The sequence below is a fragment of the Mesorhizobium sp. 43Arga genome (assembly GCF_053714255.1).
In genome coordinates this window covers 463,667-486,683 of record NZ_JBSKBO010000003.1, presented here as the reverse complement: position 1 = coordinate 486,683, position 23,017 = coordinate 463,667, and the positions used below count along the sequence as shown (strand labels likewise).

Annotated in this window: 27 protein-coding genes and 1 tRNA gene; 15 read left to right on the top strand and 13 right to left on the bottom strand. The window is 62.2% G+C overall.

The window, feature by feature from the left end; genetic code table 11:
- Nucleotides 1–7: 7 nt before the first annotated feature.
- Together ACWGS8_RS15160 and ACWGS8_RS15155 are read right to left on the bottom strand one after the other, a co-directional pair.
- Nucleotides 8–93: transfer RNA gene (locus tag ACWGS8_RS15160), tRNA-Leu, on the bottom strand.
- Between the two features lie 282 nt (nucleotides 94–375).
- Nucleotides 376–1,041 (bottom strand): outer membrane protein, encoded by a 666-nt coding sequence (locus ACWGS8_RS15155; protein WP_454581671.1) that lies wholly within the window; start codon nucleotides 1,039–1,041, stop codon nucleotides 376–378.
- A gap of 190 nt (nucleotides 1,042–1,231) precedes the next feature.
- On the opposite strand from ACWGS8_RS15155, the gene ACWGS8_RS15150 reads away from it, so the two are divergent.
- Nucleotides 1,232–1,618, top strand: a complete 387-nt coding sequence (locus tag ACWGS8_RS15150; RefSeq protein ID WP_454581670.1) for a SecDF P1 head subdomain-containing protein — start codon at nucleotides 1,232–1,234, stop codon at nucleotides 1,616–1,618.
- An 81-nt stretch (nucleotides 1,619–1,699) separates the two neighbouring features.
- Entirely contained in the window at nucleotides 1,700–3,517 is a 1,818-nt protein-coding gene (ade, locus tag ACWGS8_RS15145; protein WP_454581669.1) for an adenine deaminase, read from the top strand.
- Nucleotides 3,518–3,542: 25 nt separating this feature from the next.
- Here the strand turns inward: ade and ACWGS8_RS15140 are convergent, their stop codons facing one another.
- Nucleotides 3,543–4,700 carry an alpha/beta hydrolase gene (locus ACWGS8_RS15140; RefSeq protein ID WP_454581766.1) on the bottom strand — a complete coding sequence of 386 codons (1,158 nt, stop codon included), beginning with the start codon at nucleotides 4,698–4,700 and terminating at the stop codon, nucleotides 3,543–3,545.
- A 142-nt stretch (nucleotides 4,701–4,842) separates the two neighbouring features.
- A complete protein-coding gene (locus ACWGS8_RS15135) occupies nucleotides 4,843–5,949 on the bottom strand; it encodes an alpha/beta hydrolase (RefSeq protein WP_454581668.1) in 1,107 nt (368 codons plus the stop codon).
- Nucleotides 5,950–6,371: 422 nt separating this feature from the next.
- Between ACWGS8_RS15135 and ilvA the strand changes: the two genes are divergently transcribed.
- Nucleotides 6,372–7,628: a threonine ammonia-lyase IlvA gene (gene ilvA, locus ACWGS8_RS15130; protein WP_454581667.1), complete on the top strand. Its 1,257-nt coding sequence runs from the start codon at nucleotides 6,372–6,374 to the stop codon at nucleotides 7,626–7,628.
- Nucleotides 7,625–8,179: a DUF1697 domain-containing protein gene (locus tag ACWGS8_RS15125; protein ID WP_454581666.1), complete on the top strand. Its 555-nt coding sequence runs from the start codon at nucleotides 7,625–7,627 to the stop codon at nucleotides 8,177–8,179. Before ilvA ends, ACWGS8_RS15125 begins: the two co-directional genes overlap by 4 nt.
- 5 nt (nucleotides 8,180–8,184) lie before the next feature.
- Here ACWGS8_RS15125 and ACWGS8_RS15120 read toward each other — a convergent pair whose 3' ends face one another.
- Both ACWGS8_RS15120 and gloA read right to left on the bottom strand, forming a co-directional pair.
- Nucleotides 8,185–8,475: a DUF2218 domain-containing protein gene (locus ACWGS8_RS15120; protein ID WP_454581665.1), complete on the bottom strand. Its 291-nt coding sequence runs from the start codon at nucleotides 8,473–8,475 to the stop codon at nucleotides 8,185–8,187.
- 144 nt (nucleotides 8,476–8,619) lie between these two features.
- Entirely contained in the window at nucleotides 8,620–9,060 is a 441-nt protein-coding gene (gene gloA, locus ACWGS8_RS15115) for a lactoylglutathione lyase (protein WP_010909179.1), read from the bottom strand.
- Nucleotides 9,061–9,276: 216 nt separating this feature from the next.
- Between gloA and ACWGS8_RS15110 the strand changes: the two genes are divergently transcribed.
- Genes ACWGS8_RS15110 through ACWGS8_RS15100 form a run of 3 tightly spaced genes read left to right on the top strand, consistent with a single transcriptional unit; the run spans nucleotide 9,277 to nucleotide 11,245 of the window.
- The gene (locus tag ACWGS8_RS15110) at nucleotides 9,277–9,873 is read left to right on the top strand and encodes a cold-shock protein (RefSeq protein ID WP_091578390.1); all 597 of its coding nucleotides are present in this window, start codon (nucleotides 9,277–9,279) and stop codon (nucleotides 9,871–9,873) included.
- 24 nt (nucleotides 9,874–9,897) lie between these two features.
- Nucleotides 9,898–10,458: a DUF192 domain-containing protein gene (locus tag ACWGS8_RS15105; protein ID WP_454581664.1), complete on the top strand. Its 561-nt coding sequence runs from the start codon at nucleotides 9,898–9,900 to the stop codon at nucleotides 10,456–10,458.
- A 19-nt stretch (nucleotides 10,459–10,477) separates the two neighbouring features.
- The gene (locus ACWGS8_RS15100) at nucleotides 10,478–11,245 is read left to right on the top strand and encodes an alpha/beta fold hydrolase (protein WP_454581663.1); all 768 of its coding nucleotides are present in this window, start codon (nucleotides 10,478–10,480) and stop codon (nucleotides 11,243–11,245) included.
- A gap of 190 nt (nucleotides 11,246–11,435) precedes the next feature.
- Here the strand turns inward: ACWGS8_RS15100 and ACWGS8_RS15095 are convergent, their stop codons facing one another.
- Complete coding sequence (locus ACWGS8_RS15095; RefSeq protein WP_454581662.1) at nucleotides 11,436–12,038, bottom strand: HD domain-containing protein; 603 nt, start codon at nucleotides 12,036–12,038, stop codon at nucleotides 11,436–11,438.
- 121 nt (nucleotides 12,039–12,159) lie between these two features.
- On the opposite strand from ACWGS8_RS15095, the gene ACWGS8_RS15090 reads away from it, so the two are divergent.
- The 3 genes from ACWGS8_RS15090 (at nucleotide 12,160) to ACWGS8_RS15080 (ending at nucleotide 14,270) form a co-directional block, all read left to right on the top strand.
- Entirely contained in the window at nucleotides 12,160–12,804 is a 645-nt protein-coding gene (locus ACWGS8_RS15090; RefSeq protein ID WP_454581661.1) for a VOC family protein, read from the top strand.
- 260 nt (nucleotides 12,805–13,064) lie between these two features.
- On the top strand, nucleotides 13,065–13,913 hold the full coding sequence (gene cysE / locus ACWGS8_RS15085) for a serine O-acetyltransferase (RefSeq protein WP_027046788.1): 849 nt from the start codon (nucleotides 13,065–13,067) through the stop codon (nucleotides 13,911–13,913).
- Between the two features lie 153 nt (nucleotides 13,914–14,066).
- A complete protein-coding gene (locus tag ACWGS8_RS15080; RefSeq protein ID WP_019857879.1) occupies nucleotides 14,067–14,270 on the top strand; it encodes a DUF3126 family protein in 204 nt (67 codons plus the stop codon).
- Nucleotides 14,271–14,318: 48 nt separating this feature from the next.
- On the opposite strand, the gene ACWGS8_RS15075 is transcribed toward ACWGS8_RS15080, so the two are convergent.
- Complete coding sequence (locus tag ACWGS8_RS15075) at nucleotides 14,319–15,050, bottom strand: hypothetical protein (RefSeq protein ID WP_454581660.1); 732 nt, start codon at nucleotides 15,048–15,050, stop codon at nucleotides 14,319–14,321.
- A 116-nt stretch (nucleotides 15,051–15,166) separates the two neighbouring features.
- Here ACWGS8_RS15075 and ACWGS8_RS15070 point away from each other — a divergent pair, with 116 nt between their 5' ends.
- Both ACWGS8_RS15070 and ACWGS8_RS15065 read left to right on the top strand, forming a co-directional pair.
- Nucleotides 15,167–15,502 (top strand): DUF6949 family protein, encoded by a 336-nt coding sequence (locus tag ACWGS8_RS15070; RefSeq protein ID WP_454581659.1) that lies wholly within the window; start codon nucleotides 15,167–15,169, stop codon nucleotides 15,500–15,502.
- A 19-nt stretch (nucleotides 15,503–15,521) separates the two neighbouring features.
- A complete protein-coding gene (locus ACWGS8_RS15065) occupies nucleotides 15,522–16,049 on the top strand; it encodes a gamma carbonic anhydrase family protein (protein WP_454581658.1) in 528 nt (175 codons plus the stop codon).
- A gap of 43 nt (nucleotides 16,050–16,092) precedes the next feature.
- Here ACWGS8_RS15065 and ACWGS8_RS15060 read toward each other — a convergent pair whose 3' ends face one another.
- The 4 genes from ACWGS8_RS15060 to ACWGS8_RS15045 all read right to left on the bottom strand — a co-directional run bounded on the left by ACWGS8_RS15060 (nucleotide 16,093) and on the right by ACWGS8_RS15045 (nucleotide 19,234).
- Nucleotides 16,093–16,653, bottom strand: a complete 561-nt coding sequence (locus ACWGS8_RS15060; RefSeq protein ID WP_454581657.1) for an ankyrin repeat domain-containing protein — start codon at nucleotides 16,651–16,653, stop codon at nucleotides 16,093–16,095.
- A gap of 300 nt (nucleotides 16,654–16,953) precedes the next feature.
- Nucleotides 16,954–17,562, bottom strand: a complete 609-nt coding sequence (locus tag ACWGS8_RS15055) for a transglutaminase-like cysteine peptidase (RefSeq protein ID WP_454581656.1) — start codon at nucleotides 17,560–17,562, stop codon at nucleotides 16,954–16,956.
- Between the two features lie 303 nt (nucleotides 17,563–17,865).
- The gene (locus ACWGS8_RS15050; RefSeq protein WP_010909193.1) at nucleotides 17,866–18,483 is read right to left on the bottom strand and encodes a PilZ domain-containing protein; all 618 of its coding nucleotides are present in this window, start codon (nucleotides 18,481–18,483) and stop codon (nucleotides 17,866–17,868) included.
- Nucleotides 18,484–18,601: 118 nt separating this feature from the next.
- Entirely contained in the window at nucleotides 18,602–19,234 is a 633-nt protein-coding gene (locus tag ACWGS8_RS15045) for a PAS domain-containing protein (protein WP_454581655.1), read from the bottom strand.
- Between the two features lie 402 nt (nucleotides 19,235–19,636).
- Between ACWGS8_RS15045 and ACWGS8_RS15040 the strand changes: the two genes are divergently transcribed.
- Nucleotides 19,637–20,395, top strand: a complete 759-nt coding sequence (locus tag ACWGS8_RS15040; protein WP_454581654.1) for a rhomboid family intramembrane serine protease — start codon at nucleotides 19,637–19,639, stop codon at nucleotides 20,393–20,395.
- 87 nt (nucleotides 20,396–20,482) lie between these two features.
- Nucleotides 20,483–20,914: a CBS domain-containing protein gene (locus ACWGS8_RS15035; protein ID WP_010909196.1), complete on the top strand. Its 432-nt coding sequence runs from the start codon at nucleotides 20,483–20,485 to the stop codon at nucleotides 20,912–20,914.
- A gap of 48 nt (nucleotides 20,915–20,962) precedes the next feature.
- Here ACWGS8_RS15035 and ACWGS8_RS15030 read toward each other — a convergent pair whose 3' ends face one another.
- Nucleotides 20,963–21,220 (bottom strand): YjhX family toxin, encoded by a 258-nt coding sequence (locus tag ACWGS8_RS15030; RefSeq protein ID WP_013895772.1) that lies wholly within the window; start codon nucleotides 21,218–21,220, stop codon nucleotides 20,963–20,965.
- Between the two features lie 294 nt (nucleotides 21,221–21,514).
- Between ACWGS8_RS15030 and gatB the strand changes: the two genes are divergently transcribed.
- A complete protein-coding gene (gene gatB / locus ACWGS8_RS15025) occupies nucleotides 21,515–23,014 on the top strand; it encodes an Asp-tRNA(Asn)/Glu-tRNA(Gln) amidotransferase subunit GatB (protein WP_454581653.1) in 1,500 nt (499 codons plus the stop codon).
- The last annotated feature ends 3 nt before the right edge of the window (nucleotides 23,015–23,017 follow it).

The following is a 23,017-nucleotide window of genomic DNA, read 5'->3' as shown; positions in this document are numbered from 1 at the left end:
TTCAATCTGGTGCGGACGACGGGAATCGAACCCGTACGATCAGAGATCGAGGGATTTTAAGTCCCTTGCGTCTACCAATTCCGCCACGTCCGCAGGCCAGCCCTTTTCAGATGCCAGACACAGGCCGTCAAGTCGTGTTCTTGAGCTGCCTGAACACGCACCCCAGAGGAGGGGGCGGGGCGATACTGGTGTGATCGCGGAATTTAGCGCGGCGTGCTCAGGGGATAGGGTGTTTGCACGGCGGACTTGATCCGCCGAGGCCGGCGTCTACCAGGCCCAACCCATTCCCCCGCCCACTGGGGGCGCCGGCCACCCCTCTCATCAACATTGCTGACTAGGTCATGCCTGTCGCTGGGCGATCGATGTCGGCGAGGCTCAGAACTTGTAGCTGAGATTGATGCCGACGGTGTTGAGCTTGGTATCCTGGTCGCGGCCGACGAAATCGCTGGACCCGTCATAGTGCTCGGAGCCGAAATCGTAATAGCGATACTGGGCGCCGACGACGAACTTGTCGGTCAGCGCATAGTCGACGCCGGCGCCCAGGGTCCAGCCGACATTCGTGCGTGTCTCGGAGAAAGCGGAGCCCGCCGATTGCGAGGTTTCGATCCCGGCAAAGGCAACGCCGCCTGTGCCGTAGACCAGCACACGATCCATCGCATATCCGGCCTTGGCGTTGACCGATCCGAACCATTTGATGTCGGTGCCGAAATTGTTTCCGGGTTCCGCTTCGCCCGTGCCGTTGACCGAGGAATAGTTGAGGTCGGCCTCGGCGCCGATCACCGCCTGGTCGAACTGCCACAGCCCGGCGATATGCCCGCCGACGAAACCGCCGTTTATATCAGGCGACACGGAAAACGGCCCACCTTCCGTTCCTGAGATGTCGGACTGGCCCCAGCCATAGCCCGCCTGCAGGCCGGCGTAATATCCGGTCCAGTCGAAGCCGGGCGCGGTCATCGGCACGTCGACCGTCGGGTCGGCTGCGAAAGCCGGCATCGACAGGACGGCGAGGAGACCGGCACTTGCGACGACAAGGCGATACATTCGAACTCCCCATACGAAGAGTCGGAAAAAATCTTGACGGCCAACGTAGACCGATTTGCGACCATACGGAATCCTGTTTCTGGTTGCAGCCATGTGCTGCTCGCAGAAGCGTCGGCTGGAGCCGAGGACTGCTGGCATTGCCTGGGCGATGTCAGCGTGCAAAATGGTCGTCTTGCGGGGAAAAATCCTGATGAACGGCCTGGCTCGTCTCATCGCTGGAATAGCCATCACACTGTTCGCCTGCGGTCTCGCCATGGCCAAGCCATTGACGCTCGCGATCGCCAAGGCCGCGGTCGTATCCGATCAGGCGCCCGGACAGAGGGCGCTCAACCTCAAGATGACCCCGGACAGCGCAAAGGCGTTCGCCGACTTCACCACGGCGAATGTCGGCAAGGTGATCGATCTCAGCGTCGACGGTGCCGTGGTGGCGTCGCCGCGTCTGGTCGAGCCCATCCTCGGCGGCGAGGTGATGCTCAGCGGCACCTTCGCCCCGGGCGAACTGCAGCGCCTCGCGGAACGGATTTCGGCGGGAGGCGCGAAAGTCACGGTCGAGGTCAAGGCTGAACAGCCTTTGTGAGGGCCGGGCAGACCTGTCCGCTGTTTGGTGCTGGTCAAAACCAGGCAGGCTTGGCACAGTCGCGCAAACAGGAGTCCCTTCATGGCAAAGAAGCCGGCGGCGCATGCGACGAAACCAAAACCCTGGATCGAGATGGCAACGCATCTGGTCGACGTCGCCATGGGCCGCAAGCCCGCCGATCTCGTCATCCGCAACGGCCGCTGGGTAAACGTTCACTCCGGCGAGATCATCGCCGGCACCGACATCGCCATTGCCGGCGGCCGCTTTGCCTATTGCGGGCCGAATGCCAGCCACGCCATCGGTCAGGGCACCAAGGTGGTCGACGCCGGCGGGCGCTATCTGGTGCCAGGCCTCTGTGACGCACACATGCATGTCGAGAGCGGCATGGTGACGGTGACCGAGTTCTGCCGCGCCGTCATCCCGCATGGCACCACGTCGATGTTCATCGATCCGCATGAGATCGCCAATGTATTGGGCCTGCCGGGTGTGCGGCTGATGCATGACGAGGCGGTGGCGATGCCCATCAACGTGCATGTGCAGATGCCGTCCTGCGTGCCGTCGGCGCCTGGGCTGGAACACGCCGGCGCCGAACTGACGGTCGCCGATGTTGCCGAGGCCATGACCTGGGAAAACATCATCGGGCTCGGCGAAGTGATGAATTTCCCTGGCGTCGCCGCCAACGATCCTGTCATGTCTGGCGAGATCGCCGCGACGGTTCGTGCAGGCAAGACGGTCGGTGGCCACTACGCCTCGCGCGACCTTGGCCTGCCGTTCCACGGCTATGTCGCCGGCGGACCCGAGGACGATCACGAAGGCACGCGCGCCGAGGACGCCATCGCCCGTGTCCGCCAGGGCATGAAGGCGATGCTGCGGCTGGGTTCGGCCTGGTACGACGTGGCTTCGCAGATCAAGGCGGTGACCGAAGGCGGCATCGATCCGCGCAACTTCATCCTGTGCACCGACGACACCCATTCCGGCACGCTGGTGCATGAAGGCCACATGGACCGGGTGGTGCGCCACGCCATCCAACAGGGGCTGAAGCCGGTGACGGCGATCCAGATGGCGACGATCAACACCGCCCAGCATTTCAGGCTGGAACGCGAAATCGGGTCGATCACGCCGGGACGGCTGGCCGACCTGCTGATTGTCTCCGACCTCGCCGCGATGACCATCGATGAGGTGTATGCGCGCGGCGTCCGGCTGGCCAAGGGCGGCAAGCTCGACATCGACATTCCCGCCTATGACTATCCGAAGACGGCGAAGAACACCGTCAAGTTGGGCAAGAAACTCAGGGCTGGCGATTTCGACATCACGGCTCCCAAGGGCGCCAACGAGGTGCGGGTGCGCGTCATCGGCGTCATCGAGAACCAGGCGCCGACGCGGGCGCTGGAGGCCGATCTGCCGGTCGAGGACGGGTTGGTCGCGATGGACCGCCGCAACGACGTCTGCCAGATCGCGCTGGTCGAGCGCCACAGGGGCACGGGCGGCGTCACCAACGCTTTCGTCTCCGGCTTCGGCTATATGGGCGATTGCGCCATGGCCTCGAGCGTGGCGCATGACGCCCACCACATCATCTGCGTCGGCACCAACAAGCAGGACATGGCGCTGGCGGTCAACCGGCTGGGCGAGGTCGGCGGCGGCGTCGTGCTGTTCTCAAAGGGCAAGGAACTGGCGCTGGTCGAAATGCCGATCGCCGGCCTGATGTCGGACGAGCGCGCCGAGATCGTCGCCGCCAAGGCCGAGAAACTGACCGAAGCCATGCGCAAGATGGGGTGTTCCCTGAACAACGCCTACATGCAGCACTCGCTGCTGGCGCTGGTGGTTATTCCGGAGCTGAGGATTTCCGACGTCGGGCTGATCGACGTGACGACGTTCCAGAAGGTCGACCTGTTCGTCTAGACCAGAGCCGTCGCCGGCGACTAGCTCACCCGCCGGTGACGATGGTCAGCACCTTGAACGGCGTGGTGATGACGACCTCGGCGACCGATCCGACGGCCTTGCCGAGGCCCTGGCCGAGATTGTTGAGCTGTGCCGGATTGGGTTCATCCGAGGCCAGGCCGGCAGGGGTACGCAGCCGGTTGCCGAGCAACTGCACCAGGATCGGATTGTCGGCGAATTTCGCGTGGTTGAGGCCACCGTCGCCGCCCTTGGCCTTGGTCAGGTCGACCACGGAGACGCCATAGCTGGCGAGATCGGCCGCATTGCCATAGTCGCCGACACGCGGCTTGTCGCCGGAGATAAACGAAGACAATTTGAGCGCCCGGTCATCGCCGGACAGCAGCACGGCAAACGGCTTGTCCGGCTTGCCGTAACGTATCATCTGCTTTTTGAACACGTCGACATCGATGTCGGGCGAAGCCAGGACGACATAGCCGAGCTTGCCGCCGAGATCGCGGTCGCCGGTGATGGCGAGCTGGCGAAGCGCCTCCATGGTCAGCCAGGTTCCCATCGAATGGGCGATGATGTCGATACTCTTGACCCGCGTCTTGGCGAGCATTCTGAGCGTTGCCTCGAGATCGTCACGGGCGGCGTTGGCGCTGTCCTTGTCGTAGATATAGCCCGTCGTCCTGGCGCTGGACGCCCAGGAGAACAGCACCGGCGTGCCTGGATATTTCGTATCATGGGCGATCTGCGTCAGCCGGTAGACACCGTCGTCGAAGCCGTTATTGAAGCCGTGCACGAACACCAGCGCGCGGTCGCCGCGCATCGCGATGTCGGCGCCGACCGCCTTGGCGAATTGCGGGGCATCGCCATAGTGGACGACATTGGTGGCGGTGAAATGCTTGGCCGGGTTCGAGTTGGCCGAGCCCTTGGCCCGCTCGATGGCGCCGACCTGGTGGACCTTCGGCACGGTGACGTCGACGCGGGCGTAGCTGGTGCTCAACGAGCGATCGCCGTTAAAGACCTGCCGCGGATCCTTGGTCGCCTGCTGGCGGGTGGTGGCGACGAAAATTTCGTGCGTGGCCGCGATGTCGGAAGCTGGTACCGAGACCGTCGTCTTGTTGAGCAGATCGTGCGTGTTCTGGCCGGCGCAGCCGGCAATGGCGAGCGCCAACGCGAGGACGATACTGTTCAAGCGCAAGCTCAAGGGCCGGCTCCCGCAAAGGGGGACGTCATGACGTCACCGCTATTCCGATAGAGCCAGAGACCGGCGCGGTCCAGTTCAAAGTGGGCCGATACCTCTTGAATGGTGAACAGGCACGGCGAAATCCGCGGCGCTGCATCTACTGCCCGAGCAGGCTGATGCGGTCGGTCACGTCCCGGTCGCTGGCAAAGCCGTCGTCCTCGCGCAGCCGCTGGCCGATCATCTTCACCAGGACCGGATTGTCGGCGAATTTCGTATGGTTGAAGCTGTCGCTGCCTTTGACCTCGGAGAGATCGACCACCGTCACGCCATAGGAGGCAAGATCGGCGGCATCCTTGTAATCGCCGACACGCGGCCGCGAACCGGCGATCAGGCCGGAAAGCCTCAGCGCGCGGTCGTCGTCGGACAACAGCAGGATGAACGGCTTGTCGGGCTTGCCGTAGCGGCGCATCTGGCTCTTGAACACGTCGACATCGATGTCGGGCGACGCCAGCACCACGTCGCCGAGCTTGCCGCCGAGGTCACGGTCGCCGCTGATGGCCATCTGGCGCAGCGTTTCCATGGTCACCCAGGTTCCCATCGAATGCGCGACAATGTCGATGCGACGCGCGCCGGACTGCTGCAGCATGCGCAATGTCACTTCGAGCTGGTCGCGTGCGGCGCTGGCACTTTCCTTGTCATAGACATAGTCGGTGGTCTTGGCGCCCGATGCCCAGGAAAACAGCATTGGTGTGCCGGGATAGCCGGAATCATGGACGATCTGGGTCAGGCGGTAGACCGCGTCGTCGAAACCGGTGTTGTAGCCGTGCACGAAGACCATGACGCGGCCGCCGCGCGCCGCGATGTCGGCGTTCAGCGCGCTGGAGAATTTCGGCTGCGTGTCGTAGCCGACAACCTCGGAAGCCATGAAATATTTGGCCGGATCATCCGACTTGCCCCGCGAGCGCCGTTCGATCTGGCCGGTCGTGTGGAGCCCCGGAACGGTGACGTTGACGCGGGCATAGTTCAGAGTGGCCGAGCGCTCGCCGTCGAAAACCTTGTTGGGATCGTCGGATTTCTTGCGCGTCGTGGCGATGAAGATCGAGTGGTTGCCGGCGATATCTGTCACCGGCGCGGCGACGATGGCGCTGCCAAGCAATTCCTGCGTTTGCGGGCCGGCGCAGCCGGCGACGAGCAAAGCGAGACAAACAGTAACGATCTTCTTCACAGGCACGTCTGAAATTTCCACTCCGGCCAAAAGGCCCATCTACCCGCGCGACACCTCCCGGACAGCGAGAGTGCGGCAGAACTAAGTCATGTCCAGCCGAAATGTCGTCGGCGCCTGGTTAAGGCCATCATACTGTTGCGCGAAAGCCAAAATGGCCGGATGTCGGAAAGGGCAGCCTCCCCAGATCGAGGCGAACGCCGAGCAGCGGCCATCAAGGCGCGGTTCGCCTCGATTTGTTGATCAGCCGAAGCAGAAATATGAGAAAACTTGTCCAGGGGATTGAAAATAGTCCATGAATTTCGGTTGAAGAGAGCTGTGAACGGTCGGCCAATGGCGTTGCGGGGCCGGATATGCAATTAGGCAGGATCGGCTGTGAGACATCAGCGTGCGATAAACAGACGTTGTGCGGCCAGGTTGATGACTGGGGTCCGCGCGGACATGCGGTACAAGGCGGCTTTCCGATGAACAGTTTTTCCTCCCGTGTCGCCACCGCTGCGGCGGCGATCCGCCAGATCTTTCCGGAAACGCCGCTGCAGGAAAACGACTACCTGTCAAAGAAGACCGGCGCGCGGGTGCTGCTGAAGCGCGAGGACCTGTCGCCGGTGCGCTCCTACAAGATCCGTGGTGCCTTCAACTTCTTCCGCAAGGCGCTCGGCGAGGGTAACCAGGCAGAGCTGTTCGTCTGCGCTTCGGCCGGCAACCATGCCCAGGGTTTTGCCTTCGTCTGCCGCCATTTCGGCAAAAAGGGCGTGGTGTTCATGCCGGTGACGACGCCGCAGCAGAAGATCGACAAGACCAGGCTGTTCGGCGGCGATTTCGTCGAGATCAGGCTGGTCGGCGACTTTTTCGACGACTGCTATCGCGCCGCCTTCGAATTCACCGAAAGCTCGGGCGCCCACATGGTGCCGCCCTTCGACCACAAGGACATCATCGAGGGGCAGGCGACGGTCGCCTATGAGATCGCGGGCCAGATGCCGGGTGCGCGTATGCCCGACATCGTCATGCTGCCGGTCGGCGGTGGCGGGCTCGCCGCCGGCGTGACGCATTATTTCGCCGACCAAGGGCGGGAGGCGCGTTTCGTCTTCTGCCAGCCGGCAGGCGCGCCAAGCCTGCATGACAGCCTCGCGGCGGGAAAACGGCTGAAGCTCGCCAGGGTCGACAACTTCGTCGACGGCGCGGCGGTGGCAGAGATCGGCCGCGAACCCTTGCGGTATCTCAAGGAGTTCGCCGCCGACACGGTGCGGCTGATCCCGGAGAACCGGCTCTGCGCGACCATGATCGAGATGCTCAATGTCGAAGGTGTCGTGCTCGAGCCGGCCGGCGCATTGGCCATCGATGCGTTGAAGGATTTTTCCAGGAAGGAGATCCGCGGCAAGACCATTGTCGCCGTGGTCTCAGGCGGCAATTTCGATTTCGAGCGGCTGCCGGATGTCAAGGAACGGGCGCTGCGCTTCGAAGGCCTGAAGAAATACTTCATCATCCGCTTCCCGCAGCGGCCGGGCGCGCTACGCGATTTCCTCGAAATGCTGGGTCCGGACGACGATATTGCGCGCTTCGAGTATCTCAAGAAATCGGCGCGCAATTTCGGCTCCGTGCTGATCGGCATCGAAACCAAGGACCGTCGCAATTTCGACCTGCTCAAGGCAAACTTCGAGGCCGAGGGCGTCCAGTATCAGGACATCACCGACAACGAGACATTGGCGGGCTTCATCATATGAGCGCAAAGGTCTTCATCGCCCTGTTTTCCGGCATCAACGTCGGCGGCAACCGCATCGTCAAAATGGCGGAACTACGCTCCTTCTTCGAGGATCTCGGCTTTTCCGATGTCGCCACCTATGTGCAGAGCGGCAATGTCGTGTTCCGGGCCGGGAAGGGCGACGCCACCCCGCTGACCAGACAGATCGAAGCGGCCTTCGAGAAGAAATGGGGTTTTCATTCGCGCATCATGGTGCGCGATCTCGCCTGGTTCGAACGGCTGGTGAGCGAAAATCCCTATCCGGAAGCGGCCGCCGACCACACCAAGCTCCACGCCTATGCGCTGGAGCGTGAGCCGACCGCCGACGAGGTGGCGCGGCTGGCTGAAAAGTGCACCGGTCCCGAGCGCTTCGAGGTCAAGCGAGACGTGCTCTATCTCAGCGCGCCAGACGGGCTCGGCAAGTCAGTCTTCGCCAACCTCATTCCGCGCGTCCTGAAGGTGCCGGGCACCGCGCGCAACTGGCGCTCGGTGCTGGCGCTGCTGGAGATGGCCGGTCAGGTCGGTACGAACTAGGCTGGTTACGTCGCTGCCGGCTTCCAGTCGAAGGTCAGTTCCTCGCGGAAGGCAAAGCGCTTGATGTGGTCGGCGACGACACTTTCCAGGCGCTCGAGCGATCCCGCTTCGTCGGTTGATACCACGATGTGCAATGCTGCCGCGTCCGCATCCATGACGGTGCGGCCGAGCGACAGATCGATCGTGCCATGGGTGGGATCGAATACGACGGGAAATTTGTGCGCCCAATGCTTGCACAATTGCTGCAGATAGCGGCTGGCATGTTCGGTGGCGACGTCGGCACGGCTGGTCGGCATGAGTGAACTCTCCGGAAGGGCAGGCGCCCATTGCTTGACATGGCGCCAGACTTGCCAGGCTGGCGCTGTGTTCGGGTAGATAGGTGCCTTGGTGAAAGACGCCAAAGGCGGCCGGGCAACTTCCGCCCGGTGTCGGGCCGACGCCTACCAGCTTCCGGTGTTGGCCATCGAAGCCCAGGGTTCGGCCTTGGCTTTCGCCGGGCCCTTCTGCAGAAGCTCGATGGAGATGCCGTCCGGCGACCTGATGAAGGCCATGTTGCCGTCGCGCGGCGGCCGGTTGATGGTGACGCCGTTGTCCATCAGATGCTGGCAGGTGGCGTAGATGTCATCGACCTCATAGGCGAGGTGGCCGAAATTGCGGCCGCCCTTGTAGTCTTCCGGATCCCAGTTGTACGTGAGTTCGATCAGCGGCGCCTTGTCGTTGATGCCGCTCTGCTCGTCTTCGGAGGCGGCGAGGAAGATCAGCGTGAAGCGGCCCTGCTCGTTTTCGTAGCGGCGGACCTCCTTCAGCCCGAGCTTGTTGCAGTAGAAATCGAGCGAGGCATCGACATCGGCGACGCGGACCATGGTGTGCAGATAGCGCATGAGTTTTCCTCGATCTGTTGGGGTGCGGCGCAACATAGGGTCGGCCCGGCGAAAGGGCAATCTCCCCCGGCCGGCGATGCCGGCAAAGAACAAATCCGGTATTCCCGCAATGAACCGTGAAAAAAGGCAGGGAAGGTCTTGCACACACCGGAAGCCGCGGTGTTAATCTGGTGTCAAGAATCAGTTGCGGTGTTCTTGAAAAAAGGGGGCATTCTTATGGGGGAAAAGGCCTCTTTGACGGGGCGGGCCGGAACCCTTGGCGACGCCTTGAGGCGCGACGAAGGCGGCGATGCCGCCGACCTGACCGAAATTGCCGGCGCCATCAAGTGGTTCGATGTGGCCAAGGGTTATGGGTTCATCCTACCCGATGACGGTGTCTCGGGCGATATCCTCCTCCATGTGACATGCCTTCGACGGGACGGTTTCCAGACTGCCCTGGAGGGCGCGCGCGTGGTTTGCCTTGTCAAGCAGGGCGATCGCGGGCTGCAGGCCTTTCGCGTGCTTTCCATGGATGTCACTACCGCCGTCCATCCCGCGGAAATGCAGGAACAGCGAACCCATGTCGCGGTGACGCCGGAGAGCGGGCTCGAACGCGCTTTGGTCAAGTGGTTCAACCGCACCAAGGGCTTCGGCTTCCTGACGCGTGGCGAAGGCACCGAGGACATTTTCGTCCATATGGAGACCTTGCGCCGCTATGGCATCACCGAGCTTCGGCCGGGGCAGGTCGTGCTCGTCCGTTTCGGCCGCGGTGATAAAGGCCTTATGGCCGCCGAAATTCACCCCGATATGGGCACCTTGCCGGTTTCGCACTAGGACGATTTCGGCCGAGGATCTTGGATGACTCGCAGGAACTGGCTGACGGCGGGCGTGCTTTGCGCCATTGCTGCGGTGATCGTCGCCGCAGGTGCTTTCTTCTACTCAGAACGGCCGACCTCGGCCGACAGCCGGGCGATGATCCTTCCGGTCGACCCGGCGCCACTGGTCGTGGTGACGAAAGACGGGAATCGCACTTTTTCCATCGAAATCGCCGACACCGATGCGCAGCGCGAGGCCGGTCTGATGTTTCGCCAGGACATGGCGGACGATCATGGCATGCTGTTCGTTTTCGAGATGCAGCAGCAGGTCAGTTTCTGGATGCAGAACACGCCGATGCCGCTTGACCTGATCTTTGTCGGCCAGGACGGCAAGATCCGCGCCGTCAAGCATGGCGAGCCGCAATCCCAAGCCATCATTTCGCCCGGCGTGCCCGTGCGCTTCGTGCTCGAGCTCAAGGCCGGCACCGCCGCCAAATACGGCATCGGGTATGGCGACCTGTTGCGCCACCCGGCAATCGGCACCGTATCCGGGCCCGGCATGCCACCGCCGGACAATGGCGACGCACCCAACGGCGGCGGCTGAACGCGAGGTGGAGCAGCCGATGCAGTTCTTCTCTCATGACGGCTTCGATCTTGCCTTCCTCGACCGCCAACCGGTGTCGGGCGAGGGCGATCCTGTGCTCATGATCCACGGCTTCGCCTCGAGCCACTACGTCAACTGGGTGTCGCCCGGCTGGTTCAAGACGTTCAACGATGCCGGCTATCGGGCCATCGCCTTCGACAATCGCGGCCATGGCTCGTCATCCAAGAGCTATGACGAGGCCGACTATACGCCAGCGAAAATGGCCTCGGATGCCGCCGCCTTGCTCGACCATCTCGGTATCGGGCGGGCCCATGTCATGGGCTATTCGATGGGCGCTCGCATCGCGGCGTTTCTGGCTCTGTCCGATCCGGACAAGGTGTCGACGCTGGTCTTTGGCGGCCTCGGCATCGGCATGATCGATGGCGTCGGCGATTGGGACCCGATCGCCGCGGCCCTGCTTGCCGACGATCCAACTGCCACCACCCATCCGCGCGGCCGCTCTTTCCGCGCCTTCGCCGACCAGACCCGCAGCGATCGCCGAGCGCTTGCCGCCTGCATCGCCACATCGCGGGAGTTGCTGAGCGAGGATGACATTGCCCGCATCGCCCAGCCCACGTTGGTCGCGGTCGGCACCACGGACGACATTGGCGGCTCGCCCGACGAACTCGCCGCCCTGATGCCGAACGCCAGGGCTTTCCACATCGAGGGCAGGGACCATATGTTGGCGGTTGGGGACAAGACCTTCAAGCAACGCGTGCTGGAGTTTTATTCTGAATATCCGCTTTGAGCGGTCTGCCGGGGGGCAACAGTGGCACAATGCGGAAGAAGCCCGGCCGCCATGCCCGGCGCTGGCGCGTTCGAACGACAATCGCGTCCTTGGCCTGCTGGGGATCGTTCTCAACGGGCTGTCGGTGGCGGCCGGGCTGGACATCCTCGCGGCAATGGCGTCGACCATAGGGGCCTTTACCTGATCGCCGCTAGCCGGTAGCGAGCGACTCCATCGAGCGCGCCATGTTCAGCCTGGCCTGCGGCTCGAAACGCTGGCGAAATTCCTCGGTGTGGAAGATGCGCGGGCGGGAAAGGAAATCCTTCAGCACGGCACCTCGCCCGGCACGCCACATTGGCTCCTCTACCCAGTCATATTCGCGGCGGACCGCGCGTTCATAGGCGTCGAACACATCCGGCGCGGCACCCAGGATCGACAGATCCATGTCGAGGAAGAGGCTGGCGTCGCGCGTGGCCTTCGCATCGTCGAACCGGGGCAACTGGTGGGTGGCGGTGGCGAGGATCATCGCGCCGATACGGTCCAGGCGCCGCGCGTCGGTGCGGCCCGCGAGTTTTTTCTCGGCAAGCGCGGCACTTCTGGCTTCATTGTCCTTGGCCTTGCTGTCATAGATGGCGTCGTGGAACCAGATCGCCGCTTGGACAGCCTGGGGATCACCGAGCAGCGCCCGATAATCGCTGGCCAGCGCCAGCATCGCCTCGATATGGGCAAGGTTGTGATAGTGACGGCTTTGGGCCCGGTAGAGCGCCGCGAGTTCCTGCTTCAGTGGTTCGTCGATCAAGGGCTGGTCTTTCATTTTCGTCATCCGTCCAGTTAATCGATCTCAGCCTGTTCGAGCCAGTCACTTCGAAACCTTGCATAGGCCGGAGCTCTGGGGAATGTTGCCATTCCCGGAGTATCCAACCCAGGAGGCTGACATGACCAATACGCCCGGCAGCGAGAACTCCAGACCGGGGATGATCGACATGAAGCTGGAGGCCGTCATCATCGCCGTTGCGGATGCCGATCGGTCCAAGCGTTTTTACAGCGGCCTGGGTTGGCGGCTCGACGCGGACTTCGTCGTCGGCGATGCGTTTCGGGTGGTGCAGTTCACGCCCCCGGGTTCGCCGTGCTCGATCCATTTCGGCAAGGGCCTGACATCGGCCGCGCCAGGCTCGGCGAAGGGACTGTATCTCGTGGTGTCCGATATCGAGGCCGCGCATGCCGAACTGGTGGCGCGCAGCGTCGAGGCGAGCGAGGTGTTCCACCGCGCGGGGCCTGGGCAGCCGGCGATCAGCGGCCGGCATCCGGAAGGGCGCAGCTATTCATCCTATGTCACGTTCGCCGATCCGGACGGCAACAGCTTCATACTGCAGGAAATCACCCAGCGACTGCCTGGACGCGTGGATGCCAGCGACACGATATTCACGTCGTCGGGCGAGCTTGCCGCCGCGCTGCGGCGTGCGGCGGCGGCACATGGCGAACACGAGAAACGGACCGGCGGACAATATGACGTGAACTGGCCCGACTGGTATGCCGAATACATGGTGGCCGAACAGGCCGGCACGACGCTGCCGACCTGAGCCGAGGTCTATCGCAGCGCGGCGTCATCGGCGCCGCGCAGGCCTTGAGCCCGCCATCAGATCGTTCCGGCGCTGGGTGCGGAAGGCCCGGCCCCGGCAGCTCGGCGATCAAGGGTTCGTTTTCCATGGCTGCTTGAATTCCTGAGAACCAAATCCATTTGACACAGCACTAAGGAAAATTGAGTTCAATCATGCTATGATCTGGCCTATATGTGCGGCCGGACAACAGGCAAGCCAGCAGGACGCAGGACGAGACGTCGATGAACAGCATCAGCATTTCCCGCCATAGCGCGTTGCAGCCGGTCGATCCGATCTGGCGTTCGATCCGCGACGAAGCGATGGACGCGGTCAACCGCGACCCCTTGCTTGCCGCCTTCCTCTATTCGACGATCCTCAACCAGGAGAGCCTGGAAGAGGCGGTCATCCACCGGATCGCCGAGCGGCTCGCCCATCAGGATATCGGCTCCGATCTCATCCGCCAGACCTTCAAGACCATGCTGGCTGACGACAAGGAATGGCCGACGACCGTGCGTGTCGACATCCAGGCCTATTACGACCGCGACCCGGCTTGCGACCGTTTCATCATGCCGGTGCTCTATTTCAAGGGCTTTCACGCCATCCAGACCCACAGGCTGGCGCATTGGCTGTGGAACCAGGGCCGCAAGGATTTCGCGCTCTATCTGCAGAGCCGCTCGTCCTCGGTCTTCCAGACCGACATCAATCCGGCCGCGCGCATCGGCAAGGGTATCTTCATCGATCACGCCACCGGCCTCGTCGTCGGTGAGACCGCGGTCATCGAGGACGATGTGTCGATCCTGCACGGCGTGACGCTGGGCGGCACCGGCAAGGCCGGCGGCGACCGCCATCCCAAGATCCGCCGTGGCGTGCTGATCGGCGCCGGCGCCAAGATCCTCGGCAATATCGAGATCGGCCATTGCTCCAAGGTCGCCGCCGGATCGGTGGTGCTGTCCCCCGTGCCGCACAACAAGACGGTGGCCGGCGTGCCGGCCCGCGTGGTCGGGGAGACCGGCTGCGACCAGCCTTCGCGCCAGATGGACCAGCTCCTGCCGTCGCAGTCGATGGACCAGGTGGTCAGCTTCGATATCTGATTTCCGCGCCGGCGCGCCGTCCGGCGCGATGGCGATTTTGCCCGGCGGCGCTGCCGCTTCCGGTGCAATACGGCCGGCTTGCCTTTACATCGCCATTGTCGACGTGCCAGAAGCGCCCTTCAAACCAGCAAGCCCGATGATCGGAGAAGACTGTTGAAGCCGGACGAAATCAGAAAGCTGGACGCCTATTTCAAGCGCGTCTTCCAGAACCCCAAGCTTGAGGTCAAGGCACGGCCGCGCAAGGAAGATTCCGCCGAAGTCTATGTCGGTGACGAGTTCCTCGGCATCGTCTTCAAGGATGAGGACGACGGCGACTATAATTTCTCGATGGCGATCCTCGACATCGATCTGGGCTGAGCCCGTATCAAATGGCAGGCTGCGCCAGGCGCGGCCTGCCATCGTCTCTCAATGTCCGCTCTTCAGCATTCGTTCGGCCTCAGCCGTCATTGCCGCGTCGAGCGCCTGCCAGTCGCCAAGGAATTCGTTGGGAAAGCGGTAGGTGAGGCTGAGATCGTCGCCGACATGGATGTCCCGTTCGCACGGCGCCAGCGATTGACCGACACTCGGCCCGCTCAGGCAGCGGGCAACGAAAGGGTCCTTTCCCCCGCGCTTGCCGACCACCAGAACCTCATTCAGATAGCCTGATTTCTCGTTGAAGCCGTAGACGGTCGTGCCGCCCGGTCCAGGAATACCGGGCTGGACGATCAGCGCGCTGTAGATCGGCGCGAACCGGCCGCTCATGTCGCGCGACATCATCTGCTGTTCGAAGGACAGGAAGATGATGCTTCTTTTGGCTTCCGAGTGATTGAAATCGTCGCGCGCCGCCTCGCTGTAACCGTCCATCTGGGGATAGCGCAGGTAAAGGTCGAGACGCGAAGCGATGCCGTCACGCCGGGCCTGCTCGAAACGGATGAAATTGGCGGGCACGGAAATCACATTGTTGCCGATCACCACCCGGCGAACCGTCGTGTCGTCGGTATATCCGGCCATGGCGATGGCATGGCCGAACCATTTGCCGCCAAGGCTGATCGCCACCGACAGCAAGGCAAGTGCGGCGAAGGCATAGAACACCCGCTTCATCAGCGTGGAATCGACCACGGTGAGTTCAGCGCCGTCGGCGATCGCTGCCTGCTTCATCTCGGTCCTCATCCCAACCGCCCGTCTCGTGTCCCTCGGCGGCACACATCGCGCGGCACGGCTCTTGCAGCCTTCCTGAAACAACTGTGCGATTTCATGGTAAATGGAAGGTTAAGATGGCTCAGATGGAACTCTTCCTGTTTGCTTTTGTCGTCGGGCTGACGGTGTGCGGGCTGACAGGCTCGACGATGGAACTGGTGTCGGGCCGCAAGGTCGCCTTCGCAGAGCCCTATGTGTCGTCCACGCATGTGCTGCGTTCGCTGGCGGCCACAGCCGGTGCCGGGCCGTTCATGCTGGTCAACGATGCCCTCGATGCCCGCCGCGAGAAGCGCATTTCGACGATGGCGCTCCTGTCATGCGGCTGCACGGCGATTGCCTGGTCCCTGGCGCTGGGCATCGTCGTGCTTACCATTGCCTCTTGGACGATCCGTCCCCTAGGGTCCGGCATCTGAGACGATTCGGAGGCCGACAATGCCGCTTTATGCGATCGATGGACGAGAGCCCAGCTTCGCGGATGCTGACACAAACTGGATCGCGCCCGATGCGACGCTGATCGGCGATATCAGCGTCGGCCGCAATGCCGGTTTCTGGTTCGGCGTCGTCATTCGCGGCGACAATGAGCCGATCACTATCGGCGCCGACACCAACGTGCAGGAACACACGGTCATGCATACCGATCCCGGCTTTCCGCTGACCATCGGCGAAGGCTGCACGATTGGCCACCGTGCCATGCTGCATGGCTGCACGATCGGCGACAACAGCCTGATCGGCATGGGCGCCATCGTGCTGAACGGCGCCAGGATCGGCAGGAATTCGCTGGTCGGCGCCGGTGCGCTGGTCACCGAAGGCAAGGAGTTTCCGGACAATTCGCTGATCGTCGGTTCACCGGCCAAGGCGATCAGGGTGCTGGATGACGCGGCCGTCGCCAGGCTGCGCGGCTCGGCCGCGCATTACGTCGCCAACGGCAAGCGCTTCAAGGCGGGGCTGAAGAAGGTCTGAGACAGTTTTGGTCGATCCGTGTTGTCTGCGGGTTCGAGGCCGCTCATTGTTTGTCAGGGCCGCGCCTGGCCATCGCATTGCGCAGCAATGAAGCACCGGCTTCAAAACCGGCAATGTCCGCTTCCTCGATGGGTGTCCTGTAGTCATCGATGCGGGTTGCGAGCGTCGGTTCGGCGCCAGCCGCCAAAAACAGGCGGATCGCTTCGGCGCTACGGATAACCACCGAATAGTGAAGCGGCGTCCAGTCGTTCACGCCCCGCATGTCGGGATCGGCGCCAGCCTCGATCAACATCTGGACGATTTCCAGCCTGTCGGCCCGGTCGGTGGACAGCGCGGCAATGATGGCCGGAAACCCGCCGTGATCCTGATAATTCGGATCCGAGCCTGCATCCAGCAACGTCGAGATGAAGCCGACGGAACTCCAATAGATCGCATATTCCAGCGGATGTCCGAGGCCGAGTTCGAACGGCATATGCTCGTCGAACCAATAGGGCGAACCGCCCAGGGCTTTGCCGAGGCCATCGAAGTCACCGGCCTTGAAGGCGTCGTCGATCTGCTTGAACAGACGATGGCGCTCGCATCGATCTTCCGGGATCTCCAACATCGCCGTGATCCAGAGGATGAAACCAACGGCCCATGATGCCCCGATCCGCTGCCCCGTGCAAAGGAGGCGCTGCATGGTCGGATGCACCTCCCCAACCCCGATTGGGTTTCGAGCCTCCGCCGGAAATGGCGGAGCCGGCCCGGGGACGGGGCCGGCTCCTTTGACCCGGTCGTTGGGGACGGGGAGGGTGGGGACTCGACCGGGTTTCTGCTTAAGCGCGTCGCGCCGATGCGACGCGCTTAACCTCTGTTTTATGCATGTCGCAAACCACTGCCCTTTTGGGCGACATGCATTGGCGCCCTAGCGGACGCTGGCGACCGCGTCGGAGCGGCCGTCATTGATCGTCACCCAAACGCCGGAATTCTCCGTCGATTGACGCTTGAGATAGGTGTAGTCGGTGTCCGTCCAGGACAGCACCTTGGTCTCCAGATTGTCGAGGATGAACTCGCCAAGGCTTGTGCGCACGGTGAGCACGGCGTGGCCGTCGCCATTCGGCTGGCGGGCAACCGTCATCAGGAGATCGCCCGCCGGCACGCCCGCGTCCATCAGTTCGCGGCGCTTTTCCAGCGCATAGTCCTCGCAATCGCCATAGCCATTGTCGGGATAGGCCCAGTACTCCTCGACACCGTAGTTTTCCATGTCGGTGCGCGGCTTGACGCGGGTGTTGACCGAATTGTTGATGCTGACGATCGTCGCCCAGAGCTTGCGGCTCAGGTCGACCGGCGCGCCCCTGGGCGTCTTCTCGTTGCACTCGCCAGGGATGCGCTGGCAGAATTCATAATGGCCGACAGGCTGCGTGGTACGGCCGCCAGTGTGCATATAGGCCGGTCCCGCGGCATATGCTGATCCCCAAGCGGAAAGCTGCATCGCCATTGCCAACAGCAACAGCCCGCCCCTCGTTTTTTTCATTTTTAGTCTCCCCGTTCGAAGGAGACATTGCCACAGCTGGATTTATTTGACGCAAAGGCGCGAAGCAGACTTTAAGTAAAACGCCAATAGAATAAATATAAAATTTGAATCATTTGAGTATTGAATTGTTCGGATTGCCCGGGCTGGCATCGGAGCTCGATGCCTTGTGCCCGGCGCCTCGAACGCGGCCTCTGCCTGTCGGAAGCGAGCCCGGCTGCTTGCAAAGAGACAAATTGCTGTCGCCCGAAAACAAAAAAACGGCCACGTGGGGCAGGTTCGATTGGGTGTCTCGTACGACCCGGTTCAGGCGCGCGGCGTGTTGAATTCGGAATCGAGCGTTTCGGGGCGCTGGATGACGGCGAATTCGATGGCGACGCCATCCTCGAAATGACGAACGATCTGCCCGCGCATGGTGCCGAGCATGACTTGGACGCCGATCGCCGGCTTGACGTCGATCTCGATCGCGGCGCCGGACAGCGACAGGTCGATGATCCGGCACTGGTATTGGCGGCCATCGGTGAGCTGCAGCACGCTGGTCGGGTTGCGCGGCGCGACGCGCTCGTGGCGGCGGTCTTCCGGCAGGTCGAGTTCGTGCTTGTTGGCAAGCCAGGTCAACTGCGCCGCCAGCTTGTCCTTCTTGCGGTCGGACGCGATCACCGTCATGGCGAAGCCGTCCTGCAGCGTGCGCGTGACGACGCCTTCGATGCGGCCAATATGGTCGATATAGGCGATCACCTTTTCACCGGGCATGCCGATGCGATCGGTGCGGAACGCGACATTGCCGGGCGACATGTCGACAACCTGGCAAGGATGCTCGGTGCGGTCTTCCAGCATGAATCGCCCGTATATCTTGACCCGGACGCGCTGAAAGTTACGCCTTTCAGCTTGGGACGGCGCGTAGTCGACCGCCGCTGACCTCATGACTGCCTACACCCCGTTTGGCGTTCCCGCGCGTCGATGCGAGGGACTTCATCACAGAAGTACAACAAAGCGGTTAACAAAGGGGAAAAACGAGCCTGCGAGACTATGCGATCATCAACTATTCGTCGCGCCCGCCGTCGAAGACGACGAGATGGCGGATGCGGCGTGCCCGGCCAAGCGCCGAGAAAGTTTCGGGCGCCTCGAGTTCGGCTGGAACGAGCGAGGGAACGTCGATCGCCGGACGGTTGTTGAGCAGCTCTTTTTCCGGATCGATGACACGGATCGAATCGATCATTGCGTCCGTGATCGGGTCGGCACCCAGCCAGAACGGCTTCTCGGCGGCGCTGATCACACCGAGGCAGCGCGGGTTTTCGATGCCGCCGTCGAGCGGCAAGGCAAGCAATTCGAACTTGTTGGAGCGGCCGTTGCGGCTGAAACCCTCGAAATTGATCAGCACCACCGACTTCTGGTCGAAAACCCCATGAATCAGCCGTGAGACCAGACGCTGATCCTTCTCGCGCCACAGCGACGGGAAGGAGAACCCCTTGAGTTCGCGGCCATAACAGGCGCAGAGCCGAGTGCCGGCCAGGCGGAAGACGGGTTGCCCGCGTGTGTCCTTTTCCAGGATGAACGTGTCGGCCAAAAGCGACTTGATATCGGCCGGCTCGACGTCCGAACGCTTCGGAGCGGGGCGTCCGTCACGCAGGCGGTTCCAATAATGGAACAGCGTGATCGATCCGTTTTGGTTCATGGTATGCTGCTCCGCGCATTCTGTCGTCTGATGTCCCATCGGTGAACAGAAGGGCGCCCTCCGATGACCTACATGCGTTGCGGAGCAGGAAGCGTGCCAGCGTCGTTAACACTTGTTCACGGGTCGGGGCCGTTAAGGTTAACAACTGGTTTACGTTGCCCCCGAGCAGGCCCTGTGGCACACCAAAACCACTCCAGAAGCGGTCGTTTCGCGACGATCGGCAGCACTTCAGTCAAGAGTTTTAGGGGAGCAGGGGGCTCGACCGGCCGTTCAAGGGAAACCTTGGACGGCTTCTTTTTGATTCGTACTGGTTGATTCGCACTGGGGCGATTCGCCGTTTGCGGTTCCACTGGCCGTGATCTAGATGCTCGCCAGATCGAACAGCACCGAGTGCGATTGCAGATGAGCGAACCGCAAAATCCAACCGAGGCCGAACCGGCCGAAAGCATACCGCCGCCTGCGCGCGAACCGGTGTTCAACCTGCCGCCGATCGTGCTGGCGGTGATCGGCATTTGCGCGGCCGTCTTCCTGCTGCAGCAATATGTGCTGAACGATGCGCAGCAGATGACACTGCTCTACGATGGCGCCTTCATTCCCGTCCTCTACACCGGGCAATACGGCTTCGACTGGTTCCTGCTCACACGCCCCTTCACCTACGCCTTCATGCATGGCGGGTTTGCCCATATCGCCATCAATATGGTGTGGCTCGCCGCCTTTGGTTCGCCACTGGCCAATCGGCTCGGCGGGCTCCGGTTCGCTCTGTTCTTCGCCGTTACCGGACTGGCTTCCGTGGCGCTCTTCTGGGCCATGCACCCATATGGCGAGGCACCGCTGGTGGGCGCCTCGGGCGCCATATCAGGCATGATGGGTGCTGCGGCGCGTTTCGGTTTCCGCACCGATCGCTCGGCCGGCAAGGCGGCCTTCGCCGGCCCTGTGCTGCCGATCGCGATTGTCTTGCGTTCGCGCGGTGTCGTGATTTTTCTTGCCGTGTGGATGATCATCAATCTCGCCACCGGCCTGCTCGGCTTTTCGCCTGGAGTAGATGGGCAGATCGCCTGGGAGGCGCATATTGGCGGCTTCGTTGCCGGCTTTTTCGGCCTGCGCTGGTTCGATCGGCGATGGCAGCCGCCCGAATGGGAGACCACCGACCGCCGCACTTGAAATGCAACCGATCACGGCGCACGATGTTCACTCTTACGTGAAAGCCGGTCTGGGCAGGAACCGGCACGCGAAGCAGAGGAGGACGCCATGACGGTTAAGGCAATTCTGGAAAAAAAGGGCCACGACGTGTTGACGCTCGGGCCGAACGAAAAGCTCAGCGAAGCCATCCGCATCCTGGCCGAACACAAGATCGGCGCGCTGGTCATCACCAATGGCGATCACAAGATTGTCGGCATCCTGTCGGAACGCGATATCGTGCGGGTTGTTGCCAAGGAAGGTGCCGCCGCGCTCGATATCGCCGTGCGTTCGGCAATGACGCCGAAAGTGAAGATCTGCAACGAGAACCACACCGTCAACGAGGTGATGGAGATCATGACCAGGGGCCGTTTCCGCCATCTGCCGGTGGAAAAGGACGGCCTGCTCGATGGCATCGTCTCCATCGGCGACGTGGTCAAGCGCCGCATCGAGGATGTCGAGCGCGAGGCCGACGAGATCAGGGCCTATATCGCAACCGCCTGAGCGGCGAAGGGAACCGCCGGCCGAAAACTCATCCGGCGGAACCGTAGTCTATCGGTTGTCGAGTTCGGAGCGGACGAGTTCGAGGCCGCGCCTGGTGATGCGGTAGGGACCGCCGCCCGACGACGAAACAGCCTTCTTGCGTTTCAGCTTTCGAAACAGGTCGAGATCGACGCCCGGATAGTGCCATCCGTCGCGGGTCAGGCATTTGACGGAGGCGATCCGTTTCTTCTGGTTCTTTTCGATTTCAATGCGTCCGCCCTGCGCAAGCAGGTGCAGGATGCGCTGTTCAGTACGCGAAATATCCATGTGGAGAAATTCCCTGGAAAACGAAAAAAGCCGCCGCCGCGATGCTTCGCGGCACGGGGTTTCAGGTCTTCCTGCCCTGCCTCGCTAGGAGGTCAGGGCCTTACCGGGACTGAGCGTAAGTGGACATCCACTCTCCATTGGGATGGGCGTCCTATAGGCGAAAGCGGTTGAAAAGGCCAGCCAGCGGCTTTGCGCTTGTCTCTTTTGGCGGTTTGCACTAGCGAAGCGGGTACGATTTGTACCTTCTGAATGTGTAGTGACATTCAGCATCCATCCCGAATTTGACGGCAGGCCATGACCCTCATCGATACCCGAACGCCCGACGCAAAACGCCTGATCCCCGGCGCCACAGGCGATTGGGAAATCATCATCGGTCTCGAAGTGCACGCGCAGGTCATCTCGGAAGCAAAACTGTTTTCCGGCGCCTCGACTGCCTTCGGCGCGGCCCCCAACGCCAATGTCAGCCTGGTCGATGCGGCAATGCCGGGCATGCTGCCTGTCATCAACGAGGAATGCGTGAAACAGGCGATCCGCACGGGTCTCGGGTTGAAGGCGCAGATCAACCAAAAGTCGGTTTTCGACCGGAAGAACTACTTTTATCCAGACCTGCCGCAGGGCTACCAGATTTCGCAGTTCAAGCAGCCGATCGTCGGGGAGGGCACGGTGATCGTTTCGGTCGGACCGGACCGGCAGGGCGAGTTTGAGGACATCGAGGTCGGCATCGAGCGCCTGCATTTGGAACAGGATGCCGGCAAGTCGATGCACGACCAGCATCCGACCATGTCCTATGTCGACCTCAACCGTTCCGGGGTGGCGCTCATGGAAATCGTCTCCAAGCCTGACCTGCGTTCCGGCGATGAGGCCAAGGCCTATGTCACCAAGCTGCGCACCATCATGCGCTATCTCGGCACCTGCGACGGCAACATGGATGAAGGCTCGCTGCGCGCCGACGTCAACGTCTCGGTACGCCGGCCCGGTGGCGAGTTCGGCACGCGCTGCGAGATCAAGAACATGAACTCGATCCGCTTCATCGGCCAGGCCATCGACTATGAGGCGCGCCGCCAGATCGCCATCCTGGAGGACGGCGGCAAGATCGATCAGGAAACGCGGCTGTATGATGCCGTCAAGGGCGAGACGCGCTCCATGCGCTCGAAGGAAGAAGCGCACGACTACCGCTATTTCCCCGATCCCGATCTTCTGCCGCTGGAATTTGACCAGGCCTATGTCGATGCTTTGGCCAAAGGGCTGCCGGAATTGCCCGACGACAAGAAGGCGCGGCTGATCACCTCGCTGGGTCTCTCGACCTACGACGCTTCGATCCTGGTGTCGGAAAAGTCGATCGCCGACTATTTCGAGAAGGTGGCCGCCGGCCGCGACGGCAAGCTCGCCGCCAACTGGGTCATCAACGATCTGCTCGGCCAGTTGAACAAGGTCGGCAAGGACATTGAAAATGCTCCCGTTTCGCCTGATCAACTTGGCGCGATCATTGACCTGATCAAGGACGGCACCATCTCCGGCAAGATCGCCAAGGACCTGTTCGAGATCGTCTGGAACGAAGGCGGCGATCCGCGTGCGCTGGTCGAAAGCCGTGGCATGAAGCAGGTCACCGACACCGGCGCCATCGAGAAGGCGGTCGACGAAGTGATCGCGGCCAATCCCGACAAGGTCGAACAGGCGCGCGCCAAGCCGACCATGGCCGGCTGGTTCGTCGGCCAGGTGATGAAGGCGACGGGCGGCAAGGCCAACCCGCAGGCGGTCAACGACCTCGTCAAGGCCAAGCTCGGCATCGAGTAAGGC

Bases quoted from the DNA above. Each gene is read 5' to 3' on its own strand.
- cysE (WP_027046788.1), top strand. From the start codon at position 13,065: ATGAACAGCATCAGCATTTCCCGCCATAGCGCGTTGCAGCCGGTCGAT.
- ACWGS8_RS15055 (WP_454581656.1), bottom strand. From the start codon at position 17,562: ATGAAAAAAACGAGGGGCGGGCTGTTGCTGTTGGCAATGGCGATGCAG.
- ACWGS8_RS15045 (WP_454581655.1), bottom strand. From the start codon at position 19,234: ATGAACCAAAACGGATCGATCACGCTGTTCCATTATTGGAACCGCCTG.
- ACWGS8_RS15095 (WP_454581662.1), bottom strand. From the start codon at position 12,038: ATGAAAGACCAGCCCTTGATCGACGAACCACTGAAGCAGGAACTCGCG.
- ACWGS8_RS15040 (WP_454581654.1), top strand. From the start codon at position 19,637: ATGAGCGAACCGCAAAATCCAACCGAGGCCGAACCGGCCGAAAGCATA.
- gatB (WP_454581653.1), top strand. From the start codon at position 21,515: ATGACCCTCATCGATACCCGAACGCCCGACGCAAAACGCCTGATCCCC.
- ACWGS8_RS15035 (WP_010909196.1), top strand. From the start codon at position 20,483: ATGACGGTTAAGGCAATTCTGGAAAAAAAGGGCCACGACGTGTTGACG.
- ACWGS8_RS15065 (WP_454581658.1), top strand. From the start codon at position 15,522: ATGCCGCTTTATGCGATCGATGGACGAGAGCCCAGCTTCGCGGATGCT.
- ACWGS8_RS15030 (WP_013895772.1), bottom strand. From the start codon at position 21,220: ATGGATATTTCGCGTACTGAACAGCGCATCCTGCACCTGCTTGCGCAG.
- ACWGS8_RS15105 (WP_454581664.1), top strand. From the start codon at position 9,898: ATGACTCGCAGGAACTGGCTGACGGCGGGCGTGCTTTGCGCCATTGCT.
- ACWGS8_RS15090 (WP_454581661.1), top strand. From the start codon at position 12,160: ATGACCAATACGCCCGGCAGCGAGAACTCCAGACCGGGGATGATCGAC.
- ACWGS8_RS15155 (WP_454581671.1), bottom strand. From the start codon at position 1,041: ATGTATCGCCTTGTCGTCGCAAGTGCCGGTCTCCTCGCCGTCCTGTCG.
- ACWGS8_RS15110 (WP_091578390.1), top strand. From the start codon at position 9,277: ATGGGGGAAAAGGCCTCTTTGACGGGGCGGGCCGGAACCCTTGGCGAC.
- ACWGS8_RS15125 (WP_454581666.1), top strand. From the start codon at position 7,625: ATGAGCGCAAAGGTCTTCATCGCCCTGTTTTCCGGCATCAACGTCGGC.
- ilvA (WP_454581667.1), top strand. From the start codon at position 6,372: ATGAACAGTTTTTCCTCCCGTGTCGCCACCGCTGCGGCGGCGATCCGC.
- ACWGS8_RS15075 (WP_454581660.1), bottom strand. From the start codon at position 15,050: ATGAAGCAGGCAGCGATCGCCGACGGCGCTGAACTCACCGTGGTCGAT.
- ACWGS8_RS15100 (WP_454581663.1), top strand. From the start codon at position 10,478: ATGCAGTTCTTCTCTCATGACGGCTTCGATCTTGCCTTCCTCGACCGC.
- ACWGS8_RS15060 (WP_454581657.1), bottom strand. From the start codon at position 16,653: ATGTTGGAGATCCCGGAAGATCGATGCGAGCGCCATCGTCTGTTCAAG.
- ACWGS8_RS15070 (WP_454581659.1), top strand. From the start codon at position 15,167: ATGGCTCAGATGGAACTCTTCCTGTTTGCTTTTGTCGTCGGGCTGACG.
- ACWGS8_RS15120 (WP_454581665.1), bottom strand. From the start codon at position 8,475: ATGCCGACCAGCCGTGCCGACGTCGCCACCGAACATGCCAGCCGCTAT.
- ade (WP_454581669.1), top strand. From the start codon at position 1,700: ATGGCAAAGAAGCCGGCGGCGCATGCGACGAAACCAAAACCCTGGATC.
- ACWGS8_RS15150 (WP_454581670.1), top strand. From the start codon at position 1,232: ATGAACGGCCTGGCTCGTCTCATCGCTGGAATAGCCATCACACTGTTC.
- gloA (WP_010909179.1), bottom strand. From the start codon at position 9,060: ATGCGCTATCTGCACACCATGGTCCGCGTCGCCGATGTCGATGCCTCG.
- ACWGS8_RS15135 (WP_454581668.1), bottom strand. From the start codon at position 5,949: ATGGGCCTTTTGGCCGGAGTGGAAATTTCAGACGTGCCTGTGAAGAAG.
- ACWGS8_RS15050 (WP_010909193.1), bottom strand. From the start codon at position 18,483: ATGAGGTCAGCGGCGGTCGACTACGCGCCGTCCCAAGCTGAAAGGCGT.